20 protein-coding genes and 1 pseudogene are annotated in these 13,575 nt (G+C 21.6%); 8 read left to right on the plus strand and 13 right to left on the minus strand.

From position 1 onward, the window contains the following. The first annotated feature begins 122 nt into the window (after positions 1-122). The 8 genes from AC6I4F_RS06890 (at position 123) to AC6I4F_RS06925 (ending at position 3,941) form a co-directional block, all read left to right on the plus strand. A complete protein-coding gene (locus AC6I4F_RS06890) occupies positions 123-311 on the plus strand; it encodes a hypothetical protein (RefSeq protein WP_497873319.1) in 189 nt (62 codons plus the stop codon). Then, positions 304-516: an ERF family protein gene (locus AC6I4F_RS06895; protein WP_497873320.1), complete on the plus strand. Its 213-nt coding sequence runs from the start codon at positions 304-306 to the stop codon at positions 514-516. Before AC6I4F_RS06890 ends, AC6I4F_RS06895 begins: the two co-directional genes overlap by 8 nt. A 75-nt stretch (positions 517-591) precedes the next feature. After that, positions 592-1,071, plus strand: coding sequence for an ERF family protein (locus tag AC6I4F_RS06900; RefSeq protein ID WP_497874681.1), 480 nt, complete (start codon positions 592-594; stop codon positions 1,069-1,071). After that, positions 1,064-1,552: a hypothetical protein gene (locus tag AC6I4F_RS06905; RefSeq protein WP_497873321.1), complete on the plus strand. Its 489-nt coding sequence runs from the start codon at positions 1,064-1,066 to the stop codon at positions 1,550-1,552. Before AC6I4F_RS06900 ends, AC6I4F_RS06905 begins: the two co-directional genes overlap by 8 nt. Beyond that, on the plus strand, positions 1,552-1,698 hold the full coding sequence (locus tag AC6I4F_RS06910) for a hypothetical protein (protein WP_497873322.1): 147 nt from the start codon (positions 1,552-1,554) through the stop codon (positions 1,696-1,698). The genes AC6I4F_RS06905 and AC6I4F_RS06910 overlap by 1 nt, the downstream gene beginning before the upstream one ends. 12 nt (positions 1,699-1,710) lie before the next feature. Then, positions 1,711-1,884, plus strand: a complete 174-nt coding sequence (locus AC6I4F_RS06915) for a hypothetical protein (RefSeq protein WP_497873323.1) — start codon at positions 1,711-1,713, stop codon at positions 1,882-1,884. Between the two features lie 140 nt (positions 1,885-2,024). Continuing rightward, positions 2,025-2,483 (plus strand): hypothetical protein, encoded by a 459-nt coding sequence (locus AC6I4F_RS06920; RefSeq protein ID WP_497873324.1) that lies wholly within the window; start codon positions 2,025-2,027, stop codon positions 2,481-2,483. A 75-nt stretch (positions 2,484-2,558) separates the two neighbouring features. Next, on the plus strand, positions 2,559-3,941 hold the full coding sequence (locus AC6I4F_RS06925) for a ribosome-inactivating family protein (protein WP_497874682.1): 1,383 nt from the start codon (positions 2,559-2,561) through the stop codon (positions 3,939-3,941). A 147-nt stretch (positions 3,942-4,088) separates the two neighbouring features. Here the strand turns inward: AC6I4F_RS06925 and AC6I4F_RS06930 are convergent, their stop codons facing one another. The 13 genes and pseudogenes from AC6I4F_RS06930 to AC6I4F_RS06990 all read right to left on the minus strand — a co-directional run bounded on the left by AC6I4F_RS06930 (position 4,089) and on the right by AC6I4F_RS06990 (position 13,534). Then, the gene (locus tag AC6I4F_RS06930) at positions 4,089-4,397 is read right to left on the minus strand and encodes a hypothetical protein (protein WP_497873325.1); all 309 of its coding nucleotides are present in this window, start codon (positions 4,395-4,397) and stop codon (positions 4,089-4,091) included. Between the two features lie 183 nt (positions 4,398-4,580). Beyond that, positions 4,581-5,820 (minus strand): annotated as a pseudogene (locus tag AC6I4F_RS06935) (IS256 family transposase). 367 nt (positions 5,821-6,187) lie between these two features. Next, a complete protein-coding gene (locus AC6I4F_RS06940; protein WP_497873326.1) occupies positions 6,188-7,531 on the minus strand; it encodes a hypothetical protein in 1,344 nt (447 codons plus the stop codon). A 36-nt stretch (positions 7,532-7,567) separates the two neighbouring features. Beyond that, on the minus strand, positions 7,568-8,098 hold the full coding sequence (locus AC6I4F_RS06945; protein ID WP_497873327.1) for a hypothetical protein: 531 nt from the start codon (positions 8,096-8,098) through the stop codon (positions 7,568-7,570). After that, complete coding sequence (locus tag AC6I4F_RS06950; protein ID WP_497873328.1) at positions 8,073-8,795, minus strand: hypothetical protein; 723 nt, start codon at positions 8,793-8,795, stop codon at positions 8,073-8,075. The genes AC6I4F_RS06945 and AC6I4F_RS06950 overlap by 26 nt, the downstream gene beginning before the upstream one ends. A 45-nt stretch (positions 8,796-8,840) precedes the next feature. After that, complete coding sequence (locus tag AC6I4F_RS06955; protein WP_497873329.1) at positions 8,841-9,530, minus strand: hypothetical protein; 690 nt, start codon at positions 9,528-9,530, stop codon at positions 8,841-8,843. A gap of 273 nt (positions 9,531-9,803) precedes the next feature. After that, positions 9,804-10,088, minus strand: a complete 285-nt coding sequence (locus AC6I4F_RS06960) for a hypothetical protein (protein WP_497873330.1) — start codon at positions 10,086-10,088, stop codon at positions 9,804-9,806. A gap of 11 nt (positions 10,089-10,099) precedes the next feature. Continuing rightward, complete coding sequence (locus AC6I4F_RS06965; RefSeq protein ID WP_497873331.1) at positions 10,100-10,579, minus strand: hypothetical protein; 480 nt, start codon at positions 10,577-10,579, stop codon at positions 10,100-10,102. 21 nt (positions 10,580-10,600) lie between these two features. Further along, a complete protein-coding gene (locus AC6I4F_RS06970; protein ID WP_497873332.1) occupies positions 10,601-11,002 on the minus strand; it encodes a hypothetical protein in 402 nt (133 codons plus the stop codon). 49 nt (positions 11,003-11,051) lie between these two features. Then, complete coding sequence (locus tag AC6I4F_RS06975; RefSeq protein ID WP_497873333.1) at positions 11,052-11,561, minus strand: hypothetical protein; 510 nt, start codon at positions 11,559-11,561, stop codon at positions 11,052-11,054. 277 nt (positions 11,562-11,838) lie between these two features. Next, on the minus strand, positions 11,839-12,927 hold the full coding sequence (locus tag AC6I4F_RS06980; protein ID WP_497873334.1) for a hypothetical protein: 1,089 nt from the start codon (positions 12,925-12,927) through the stop codon (positions 11,839-11,841). Positions 12,928-12,970: 43 nt separating this feature from the next. Next, positions 12,971-13,264 carry a hypothetical protein gene (locus AC6I4F_RS06985; RefSeq protein WP_497873335.1) on the minus strand — a complete coding sequence of 98 codons (294 nt, stop codon included), beginning with the start codon at positions 13,262-13,264 and terminating at the stop codon, positions 12,971-12,973. Between the two features lie 3 nt (positions 13,265-13,267). Continuing rightward, the gene (locus AC6I4F_RS06990) at positions 13,268-13,534 is read right to left on the minus strand and encodes a hypothetical protein (protein ID WP_497874794.1); all 267 of its coding nucleotides are present in this window, start codon (positions 13,532-13,534) and stop codon (positions 13,268-13,270) included. Between the last annotated feature and the right edge of the window lie 41 nt (positions 13,535-13,575).

The following is a 13,575-nucleotide window of genomic DNA, read 5'->3' on the forward strand; positions in this document are numbered from 1 at the left end:
TTGACGATGATGGAGATTTAAAAATTAGTAATGATTATTTTATATATGAAGATGTAAACAAATTAGAACAAGCAATTATTGATTATAAAAGAATTATTAAATGTTAAAGGAGATAAATAAATATGGCACCTAGAAATAAAATTTCAAAAGATAAATTATTAAGTAATTGAATAAGAATTCGTGTTTCTGATATTGAAAAACAAGAAATTAAAGATTTTTGTCAAAGTAAAAATATTACAATAACAAAATTTATAAGAGGTTTAATTAAAAATGCAATTAAAAATAATAGAAATAGTGATTATAATGAATAATTTATATAAAAAAATACTTAAATTACAATTAGAAATTGGTAATACACCTAAAAATGGTTTTAATACTCATAATAATTATAAATATTGATTATTAAGTGATATTTTTAATAAATTAAAAGTATTATGCAGAGAATTAAATATACTTATTTTACATTCAGATATTTCAGAAAATATTAATATAAATAAAATAGAAAATATTAAATAATTTATTAGCAAAAATAATAATAAAATACAAAATGTAACAAAAGAAATAGAAGTTTCATATCAAAAAAAATATTCAATTATTGATTTAGATAATACAGAATTTAGAGAAGATTTTAATATTTTTGCTTGTGCTAAAAATACAGATATAGCAAAATCAAAAGGTAGTGCAGAAACATATGCTTATAGATATTTTTTAATGAATTTACTTTTATTAAGTGAAGATGAACTTGACCCAGATAATGATAATGTTAATTTAATACAAAATAATAATAAACAACAAAATTATAGTAATAATATAAAATTATCTAATGAAAAATGAGAACCAAGTGAAAAACAATTGGATTATTTTGAAAAATATATGATTACAAATACAGTTTTATTTGATGAATTTATCAGAGAAGATATGGAAAGATTAAATCCAAGTAATAATAAAGATTTTTTAATATTAATGGGTGAAAATTATTTAAAAGTATTATTTGATAAATTTAAAGAAATTCGTGAAAGATTTAAAAATTTAAAAAATAATAATAAAAATGAGTATAGAAATTATGAATAATTATTTACTTTCAATTGACCCAAGTATTAAAAATACTGGATTTACTTTATGAGAAAATAAAAAACCAATATGAATAAATAGTTATAGTTTTAAAAATTATAATTATGATTGAGAAAAAATACAAGTACAAATAAGTTATTTAATTGATATGAATAAATATGATTTATTAATGGAACGTGGTACTTTTCATTCAAAAAATGGTATTGGTTATGAAACACAAGAGCATTTAAGAGGGTTTATTGCAGGAAAATTTAATAAATTATTAACAAAAGATATGTTAATAAGTCCTTCTTCATGAAAGAAATGATATATAGATAATAATATTACTAATATTTCTTTAAAAAATTGAAATAAAAAAATAAGTGAAGATATATGTTTTTATTTAAATGAAAAATGTGAATGAAATATAACTATATCAAATCATGATGAAGCAGATTCATTATTAATTGGTTGATATTATTTAAATAAGGAGAATAAATAATGCAAGACTTATTAGAATTTACTATGAGATTAATATTATTACCTTTATGAATAATAATAGCAATAATATGAATAATAATTTTTGTTTTTACTGGAAGAAATTGTTTAGAAAGAAATTGTTTAGAAGATGAAGATTTATTTAATTAAGGAAGTGAAATAATGCAAAAACAAAAACAAGAAAAAGTATTATTGAAATGTATTGTTAAAGATTGTAATAGTAAAGCATTGGTTACTTTAAAAACTTTAAATATAGAAGATACTACAATTCAATTTTTTAATATGTGTTATTTTCATAAAAAACAATTTAAAAATAAAATAAAAGAAATTAAATAATATTATAAAAAAGTTTAAACAAGTATAAATAAAATAATGGTGTAAAATAAATTCATAAAACTTAATATAAGTTTTTAACTCATTGATTTAATTTTAAAGTAAATTGGTTTTTATGTTTAAAATTAAAGAGGTATAAAATTATGAAATATTTTAATCCAAGTTATTGATTTAAATTATGAGTATTATCTGCACCATTATTTAATGATAAAACACAAGGTATTAATGCTAAGTCAATTGATAATCAAAATATTAAAGATTGAGCTAGCAAAAATAGTACTGATATAACATTAATAGAAAAACAAGAATTAAGTTTATCAAACAATCAAACATCATTATTAAATTTACCATTATGAAATAGTAATTTAACTACACATAATGAACATCACAAACACCGTCATCAAAAAAGTAGAAATAAGATTAAAAGAGCAATAAATAATAATAGATATATAACAACTCCTACTATAAATTTGATGGAAAATGATGAACAAGGAATTTATTCTGTAGGAATAAGTGAAGTTATTAGAATTTTAGTTAATAATGATATTATTAGAGAACTTAATGACCAAAGTACAACAAATACTATATATTATCTGAATTAAGATTCAAATTATCAATATTTAATTATTCCTATTAGAGTAATTCAAGATAATAGACAACAAAATACAGCACAAATAATAGAATTAGTACTTAGACGAAATGATTTATATTTAGATGGTTTTGCTATAAATAACAATTATTATTATTTTCTTTATGCTACAATAACAACTATAAATAATGTAAATAGAAATATTGATTTAACTTTTAGTTCAGATTATCATTCTCTTAGAAGGGGATCAGATACAGCCAGTATTAGTTTAAACAATATTTTTCAATTTTTTAATGATGTAATAAATTGAAATAGAAATGGAGGAATAATACATGGACAAAATACAGCGAATTTAAGAAATAGTTTATCACTTATAATTTTAGCAACATCAGAAAGTATGCGTTTTCAAACAGTGCTTAGAAATATTTCTAATTCAAATACAGAAAGAAGTTCTTGAGATTTTTATCATAGAATTGTAACATCTTGAGGTGCGTATACTAACAATATAATAAATAATTTTAGAACAAATGGTAATTTAGCAAATTTGGTTAGTATTGCTGCATTAGGAGGTATACGTATACTTCTCGGTAGAGCCAGAGTAAATGAAATAACACAAAATATTAATAATATTGTAAGAAGTTGTTTAAACAGTCAATATAACAATAATCAAAAACTAAATAGAAGAAATTCAAATAATATTCTATATTGTATAAAAATAGAACCAAAAGAATTTTATTGAACTGGACTTGCACATCAAAATCAAAATATGTATTTTGATCCAACAAACTCTGTAATTAGACAAAAAGTAATTTATACTTTCAAATTAGGAAAAATAAATCCTATTGAAAATTATAATAGACTGAAATTTTTAGGTGATGTTTATTCTGATGGATGAGGAGTAAGAATAAAATGAGGAAGTTGAATTTATGATGGTCAAACCAAAAATCATAAACCAGAAGATACTTATGATCTTTTGTATTTTATGTATGATAAAAACTATAAATTTCTCGATATAATTAGAAATGTAAAAGTTAATGATAATATTTCTCCAGCAGAAGCTGAACAATATACTAATATTGTTCTTCAACATATTGATGATTATGATTCTTCAGCAAGAGTTTTTGGAAAACAAAAAGTTGGATTTACTTGATTTTGAGAAAATGAAAATTATTATTTTCAATTTATACTTTTTCAATATTTAGATTGAAGAGCTTCTGCAGCTAGTCTTGAATGTTGACTTAAATATGGTTCTGGAATTAAATTATATAATGATTATTCTGAAAGAAGTAAAAGAAGTATTTTTGTTGATAATGAAAATGTAACTAATGTAGAATTAAATTCTGAAAAAGTTTTAAACAATAAAAATATATTTAAATGAACAGATGATTTTTCAAAAAATATTAATAATGAACAAAATTTACCAATAATTAATAATACAAATTTTGTTACAAATAATATAACAAGTTTATAATAAATTTAGAAACAAAAAAGTTACCTTAATTGGTAAATTTTTAATTAGGTGCCAACCTAATTCTAACTATGAGATGAATAACAATAACATCAATAACTTACCTTTTCTAACCCCTTAGGTAAGTATTTTTAAAATATACATTAATATTTAAGATTGTGGGGGAATATTATTTTGGTTAGATTTTATCTTATTTTTTGTAACTTTTAAAATTACTCAACCTATAAAAAAACCAATAGAAACCACAAATCATAAAGATAACATTTTAATTAAAAACATTCTTCCGCTACTAAAATATTTACTCATATCATCAGTAATAATAATTACATTATCATAAAACTTATCTCAATATATTAATGTTCCTAAATAATAAATTGATATAATTAAATAAATAAAACTAATAACTATTAATCATGTTTTTTTTTCTTTAAATTTTGTTTTTTTTAAAATATTTTTCATATAATAGTACTCCATAAAAAAATCTATCATAAACATAATTATTTTAACATATAAAATAATTTTTATCTTGAATTTAAAATTATTTTATAAATATTATTTTTAATATTACTGATATATCTTTTGCCATGTGTATATATTAAAGAGGCTTTTTAATAATCTGTGTATCTTTGTTTTACAAATTTACTAGTTTAGATTAATTCTATCTTCAAATTTTATCATAAAATGAGCAATTGCTGTATTTCAATTTTGAATGGGCATTGTTCATTTTTTTGTTATATTTTCAATTGCTAAGTAAAATATTTTAAAAACTGTTATATCATTTGGAAAAACTTTTTTATTTCTAATAACTTTTCGTAATTGACTATTAACAGATTCAATAGCATTTGTTGTATAAATAACTCTTTTGATTTCTGCAGGATAACTAATAAAAACCATTAAATTAAATCAATTTTTATATCACGATTTAGCAATTTGAGGATATTGTTTATTTAATTTACTTTCAAAAGTTTCTAAAGCTTGCATTGCTTGTTCTTCACTACATGCACTATAAATTGGTTTTAAATCTGTAACTAGTGATTTTCTATGTTTGTATGAAACATATTTTAAACTATTTCTAATTTGATGAACTATGCATAATTGATGTTCGGTTTTAGGATAAACTGATTGTATTGCTTCTGACATTCCTGTTAAATTGTCACTACAAGCAATAAGAATATCATTTAAGCCTCGATTTTTCATTTCTGTGAAATTAGATAATCAAAACTTAGAACCTTCATTTTCACTAATTCATAAACCTAAAACATCTTTTTTTACCTTCTAAATCAACTCCTAATGCTATATAAACTGATTTGTTAATAATGCGTTTATCTTGTCGTACTTTAACTACTATACAATCAAAATAAACAATCGGATAAACACTTTCTAATGGCCGATTTTGTCATGCTTTAACATCATCAATAACATCATCAGTAATTTGACTAATAACACTATCAGGAATAGTAGCACCATGATATAACTCTTGTAACTGCATTCTAATATCTGATAAAGTCATGCCTTTGACATATAATGAAAGAACTTGTTGATCAAAACCATCAAATCTTCTTTGTCTTTTTGCAACTATTACTGGCTCAAAATTACTATTACGATCTCGTGGTACATTAATCTCAATTTTACCTTGTTGGGTTATTAATTTTTTTGAATTTATACCATTGCGAGCATTATCACTATTATTATGTTGATTTTTTTCATATCCTAAATAATTTTGCATTTCAGAATTCAACATTTTTTCAACTAATCTTTTTGTTAATTATTTATATAAACCTCCCTCTTTAAATACGGTTGTTAAATCCTCAGTATTTTCTAATAATAAATCTACTGCTTTTGATATTGGATCATTATTATTAATATTTTGTTTTTTAGACATACGTAACTCACTCTTTCTAGTTATTTAATTTTATTTACTAGAATTAATTAAACATAGTTATTTTTGTAAGTTACACAGATTACTAAACATTACCATATTAAATTGTTTTTTCAATCATTTATACATTCAATCTTACCTAAATTTGCTTGTAAATAAAAATTTCATTTTAGATTTTTATTATCAACAATACTCATCGCAATACATGAATTTGTTTCATAATTTTTATTTACTGTTCTTCATAATTTTCAAAATGTACTGATAGATTAAATTCATAACCAGTTAAATTATATGGCATTGAATTATTATTACTATAAGTATAAATATATGCTAATCAATTTTCATCATTATTATCATTTGGATGTAAAAATTATTGTTTATATTCATTAATTGTTGGATTATTATTACTTAATATTAAATCTTTTAAATCAATAGTTTTACTTATATTTTCACTTTTTGCCGGTCTAAAAGTTTCGTTTGTAGAATATACTACTAATTTATTATCATGAGAATTTTTTATTTCTTCTTTTGTTTCAATATCATAATCATAATAAATAGTTATTGATTTATAATATCTTTTTAAATTATTAAAAGATTTAATTAATAATGTAGGGTCTAATAATGATTTTAAATCAACTTCATAATTAACTAATTTATTTGAATTATTAGTAAGTCAAACATTAAAATTAGGTTTATATGATACCGAACTTGTATCAATTAATGATACATCATTTGTTGTCATTTCTATTTTTAAATCCGGATTAATAATTATTGATTTTGCTATATTTTGTGGACTTGGTGGTAATATTTTTGCAGGATATGAAAATGTAGTTTCTTCACTTTCTTCATATTCATCATGATTTAATTTATACAAAGTTAATCAGTTAAACATATTACTAGTAAATAATCCCATATTATTATAACGAAATTGTGCAACTGATATTTCATTATAATCACCTTGATAAGTAAAAGGATTATCACTATAAAATGTATGTCTTTCTTCACCTTGATGTAAACTTTGAGTTACTATTGTATCGATAATATAAGCATAATTTGAACCATCTATAACTCCATTTGATGTAGGATTTCATTGACAATTAGTATCTTCATTTGTAAATGGTGAAGCTATATCTAAAAACTCTGTATCTTCTGCTAATATATATACTTTATTATTTTTCTTTTGTGATAAATCAACAGTTGATATTTGTTCTTTAGTAGTTAATTTCTTACCAGTAGTAGGGTCTCATGGATAAATACTTACTCTATCACTTAATTTCATTGTCATAGCAGTTGTTGAAACATTGGCACCTAATAATTTACCAATAGTAAAATCATTATCATTTGTAAATACATTTAAAGGAATTAAACCACCAATACCAATAATACTTTCTAAATTACTTGTAAAAAATGCTGACATAAAACCATTAAAATATAACATTTTTTTATATTGTTGAGCATTTTGAATAATAACTCAACTACTTCATATACCTAATGTTAAAGAATTTAATAATTTACCAATTAAAGGAATATCACTTAATGCAAAAGGTAATCATTGATTACTATCATAAGGCATTTGTATTAATGGAGAAAATACAACACTATTAAAATTTAATATTGCTGACATATATTTTTGTGATATTTTACTATAATCAACAGTTGGACTTCCTATAATTAAATGTGTATCTGGGTCTTTATATTTAAAATTACTACTCATATCAACATTATAATTACCCGTTAAATTATTTATATTTTATTGACTATCTCAAAAGAATTTTGCTTCTCCTACTGATGTACCATTACTTAATCTTGCTTTATCTTTATCAAAAGAAAGCATACCTTTAAAATCTTTTGTTACAAATAAATTATCTTGAAAATTTAATGAAGTTTTTAATCATTCTGTAAAATTTTTAAAATTAGTAAATCCAGTAGGTTTAGCGTCCATAATATTATAAAATGTTGTTTCTGGATGACTACTTGTTGTTATTTTATCATTTATACCAGCAAGTAAACCACCATTATTTTTAATATCAGTTGTATATTTTTCATTATTACCAGCAATAAATAATCTTCTTGAAGCAAATACTTTACTTTCAAATATTTCTTCATTATTTTGTTGAATTGGTTCTTGACCTTGAATTATTGGTCTTCCATAATAATAACAACTTGTTAATAATTCTAATCCATATGATTGTCTATGACTATATCTTACTCCTATATCACGCATTAAAGTACGATTTAACGTTACTTTTCCTTGTTTAATAGTAGGGTAAAGCATAACCACTACCAGGACTTGCATATTGTACAAAATCAAGTGTATTTTGACCAGTACTTATTACTCTATCATTTAAACTACTAAAAGTTAATACTTGCATACTAAATGCACCATTATAAGGACTATAATAATTGGTTACATTTGAAATATATAATAATTGTCTATCTTGATTTTTTCCACTATTACCACCAATATTTTCATTTTCATCATTAAATACAACAAAAAATTGTAAATAATCATCAATTGTAATATGTTCTTCAAACATTACTAAAGTATATTGTCTTTTAGTTTGTACTGTTTTAAATATTTGATTATTTGGTAAATTACTAAAATCAACACCACTTGTATCATCAATTAAATAAGCATTTCAATAATCACCAATTTTATATTGTTTTGTATAATATTGGTCTTGACCTGTAACTTTATGAGTATCTGGATTAATAATTCCTTTATTTTTTTGATATATTTTTGTACTATTTTTTCAAATACATACAACTGGAGTATTACCAGTTAATATTAATTGATATTGTCCAAAATCACTTATTTTACTATTAATAGGTTTATAACCAGTTTCAGTTAAAGGTATAGCACCATTATTTATAACAAATGGAAATATTTTTCAATAACTACATATTTTAATTAGCAATTGTTGTATTTTTAATTGAATGTGTAGATGTTTCATTAATTGAATTTGTTGATGTATCATTTTCATTATCTCCTAATAATTTTATTTCTTCTTTATCTTCTTCCATTATTTCTTTATAATGTTTTTTTTAGCTTGTTGTTTTGTTACTTCATCTAATTCTTCAATAGCTTGTTTATATGATATTGTTCTATCTGCTAATCTTTGACTAATCATTTCTTGTTTTAATAATTGGTCAGTCATAGCAATAGGTAAAAATTTAAAACTATAAGGTCTATCACCAATACCATCTCATAATTTTTCATGAATTAATAACATATCAAAAAATCTATAAAAATAATATGAATAATGACTTATTTTAGTTTCTGTAGTTTCCATATCATTTTTATTATTAAATAATGATTTAGTTTTATTTTCATAATTTACACCAGAAAATTCATTATAATCATAACCAGCACCATTTCATATATCTTTCCCTAAATCATCTTTATCTAAAATATAATTACTTGCTATAAAATTACCTTGTATAACTTCCATACCACCAGCAACAGATTTATTATATCCAGCAGTACCAACATTAACTACAATATTTTTTTTAGGATTATCAATAATTTTTCCATGTTCAATCATATTTTTAACAGTTTCATTATCAAATGCACCAAATAAAGTTGTAACATTTAATTCTCTATCAACATTTCTTTGAGTATAAGATTTATGATAATATTCAATTAAATTTCATACTGGATAAGTATCTGGATATGAATTTAAAGTTGTTGAATTACCATAAAAATTAACCATTGGTAAATTTGTTATTTCTAATATTGGTAAATAATTTCAAGGATTTTTAATTTCATAACTATATTTTGATGTTAAATTAGGTTTTAATTTTGTATGTGCTGTTCCTAAAATAATTTCTTTTTCATTTTTATTATCATTTTTATAAGTTTCAAATCTTATTTTTCCATTTTCAGCAATTACTCAAGTTAATGTTGCGCTATCTGCTTGTTCATTTATAAAAAAGAATTCTGCACATTGTTCTTCTTCATTATATTTAGCAACTCTACCAGCAAATTAATTAGGTAATACTTTTAAACTTGTACTATTATCTTTATAAATAATAGGCATTATATATACTTTTCCAAGTAAAATTTCTTGAATTACAAATTTATATAATTTTTCAAATCATTTATCACTAATAATTTTATTAGTAAAATATTTTAAAATATCATCTTTTTCACTATCAAATAATAAACCTTTACCTAATCATAATTTAGTTGATTTTTGAGCAATTATCATAGGAATATCACTATATAATTCTCTTCTATTACAAGAAAGATATTCTAATGGATTATTCATTTTTATCACTCCTAAAATTTATTTTTATTAATTAATAATTCATTATTAATATTATTAATTAATCATTTCATTTTATGCATTGAAGCATACATTATTGCGTCTCAACAATTATCATATAAATCAAGCATTTGTGGTTCATTATTTGAATTTTCTAATTTAGATTTTGCTAATCATTGCATTTTTGATAATTCTTCATGTGTATTAGGACATCTTTTTCAATTAATACTTAATATACCTTTAATCATACAAATAGTATCTCAATCAATTCTATCTCTTAAATACATTGTAGTTTTATATACTGGAGTAAAATGTAATCAATTTATTTTTCTTTTTTCTACTTCTTTTTTTAAAATATCAATTACAGCTAATCCACCAATACCATAATCAACATAACAAGTAAATCCAAATTTCATCGCTTGAAATTTAATACTTTCATCTAAATAATAATCAATAATATTATTTGCTAATTCATAAGTATCTTTAAATTGCATTATTGCATTACTATGATAAAATTAACTTTCTTGATGTATTCTTTTAGTTTTATTATTTTCACCAATAAAACATAAAACAGCAACAGTAGGATGAGCTTGTGAAATTGTAGCAAAACCTAAATCTAAAACACCAACTATTTCATTAACATTAAAATCTAATTCAGTTTTAAGTTTATCTAAATATCTTGCAAATATAGAACCAGTTAAAACACTAGGTACTCCATAATATCAACTTTGTGCTTTAATAGGGTCTAATTCTTTTAATTCTTCTAAATCATTAATTTTATCTTGTTTTAAATTATGTTCATTTAATTTTCAGTTTGAATAATGAAATAATTTAAACATATTATTATCAAATACTAATTTAATTTGTTCATTATTTTCTTTCATTAAATCTAAATTAAAAGGTACTCTATTATTCATATATTCAATAAAATATTGATAAATATTATCTGGATTACAACTTCTAATTTTAATAGTTTTTTTTAGCATTACCTAATGCAAAAGTAATTGCTTGAAATTCTTGTTGACTAAATTCATTTGCTTCTTCACATCATTCTATTGCTAAATCAATACCTTTTATTTCACTTCTAGAAAGCCCTTTTAAAGGTATTATATCATTTGAATTACTATATACACCCATAACTCTAATAAATGATTTACTACCTTTAAAACGAAAATCTGCTTGTTTATTTGGATATTTTAAATTATAATCTTTATAATCAAAACCAATATTATTTAAAGCTTCATCAATTTCTTTAGTTAATTCATTAATATCTTTATTTAATTTTCTAAAACAATATATAGCAATTAATTTATTATTTTTAATTGAAATAGCAAATAATATTGCTAATTCTTCTGCAATACTATATGTTTTACTTGAATATCTACTTCCACTTAAATTATATTCACTATGAGTAAAATCACTTTTATTTAATAATCAATAACTAATTTCATGTAAATAAGTAAATTCTTTATTCATAATATTATTCCTGTAATTCTTCTAATTTTCATACATTACCTTTTAAATTACCTTTTCCAATATAAATAGTAATCAATTTAGCATGTTGAACTGATAAAATTACTATATTAGCACTATCATTAAAGGTTTGTATTGGTACACCAGCAATTTTTTTATCAGTTATAATAAATTCTTGAATAGTATAAACTGGATTATATATACTTCAAGAATAATAAACTCTATAACGTTTATTAACTATAAAATCATAAGTAATTTGTCAATTATCTCATTTATTTTTTTATCTTGTTCCTACTTCTTTTCAATTTGAACCACTTGGACTTGGTTGTGGTTGTTTTTCTAATATTTCATTAATTGCTTCAATAATTTGTTTACTTTCTGTTTTTAATTGTTCATACTTATTATTATGTAATAATGTAATAGCAAGAAAACTATCTGAAGAATCATTTATTCATAATTGGTCTCTATCATCTTTATATGTAAAATATCCTTTTACAAAAACAGATTTTTTATAATAATCAGATAAATCAGTTTTACCACCAGTAGCACTAATAACATTATTTTCAATTTTAATATTTTCAACAGCAATTAATTTATCTTGTTTTTTATCTAATAAATTATCAACATATTCTTTAGTTGTAGCGTAAGTTTCAAAAGTAGGTGTACCAACATCAATAATTCTTTTATCATTAGCACTAATATCTTTATTATCTTTTGGTTTAATAAAATTAAGATTATCTTTATCAACTTCTCATAATGAATTATCAATATCAGTTTTAATACCAGTAGTATCAATATCAACTACTGAACCCATAATATTTTTTGGATGAGTAATAGTAATTTTAGTTCTAGGGTCTGATGATTTTAAATTTGTTAATTCTAAATATCTTGTTAAAGAACTATCTTCTCCACAATTACTATAAAAATTACTAAAAAAATCATTTCTTTTAGGTAAAACATCTAAATTAAATCCAGTAATATTTGGATATTCTTTAATTTTTCTTAAACAATTAAATACTTCTGGAACAATAAAATAAGGGTCAGTAGGATTATTTTTACTATAATTCATACCACCTTGACTAATACTTGATTGACCACGAATATAATTACTATCTTTTGTTAATAAAAATCTAACATAATATGCAGTTGCAGTTTGAACAATATCAGTAAATTCTGTTAATGTAGTTTCTGGTCATTTTTTTGAAATAGAATATCCACTTAAATAATCAATATTATTAGAAGCTACTGAAATAGCAAATCAAATTTCATTATTTGGTGTTGTAGTATCATCAAATTCTAATTTATTAAAACCATTTCAATTTTTAAATTCTTCAATTGTTATAAACATTAATGAGTCTTTAATAGCCATAATAATTTACTCATTAATGTAAAATAAAGGGTATTTAAACCCTTTAAATTTTAAATTTAGTTGCTTTCTTTTTATCTTTTTCTGATAATTCTTTCTTTTTAGATTTTTCTGCTATTACAAAATTATCAATTTGTTCTTGTTCTACATTAAAACTATCAAGTAATTTAGCAGTTGATGTAGTTTCTAATTCTTTATTATTTTTTAATTCTTTTGCTAAATTTGATTGTTTTGATTTTTTAATTGATTTACCAAATAATAAAAATGCTAAAGTAATACATATTCCACTAGCTACTGCTCCTCCTATTACTGCTGATATTAATTCTATTGAAAAATTCATTTTTTATTCCTCCAATTGTATTTTATTTGAATGTTGTTTACATAATTGACATTCTTTTTTATGTTTTCTAATATTTTTATATTGATATATTAAATAATGACTTGTAATAATAATTGGTATTATTATTAATAAATATTTAATTAATTTTCCATAATTACCTAATTTAGTTACTAAGTTTAATCCAATATGACCAAAAATAGGAAATAAAGTTAATATTAAATGGTCTGGTCAAGTAAAATTATATTGATTTGTATAATTACCTATTCCCATTGATATTGGTATTTTAGGTATTAATCAAGGTGTTATTGTAA

It is taken from the genome of Spiroplasma ixodetis, assembly GCF_059729505.1.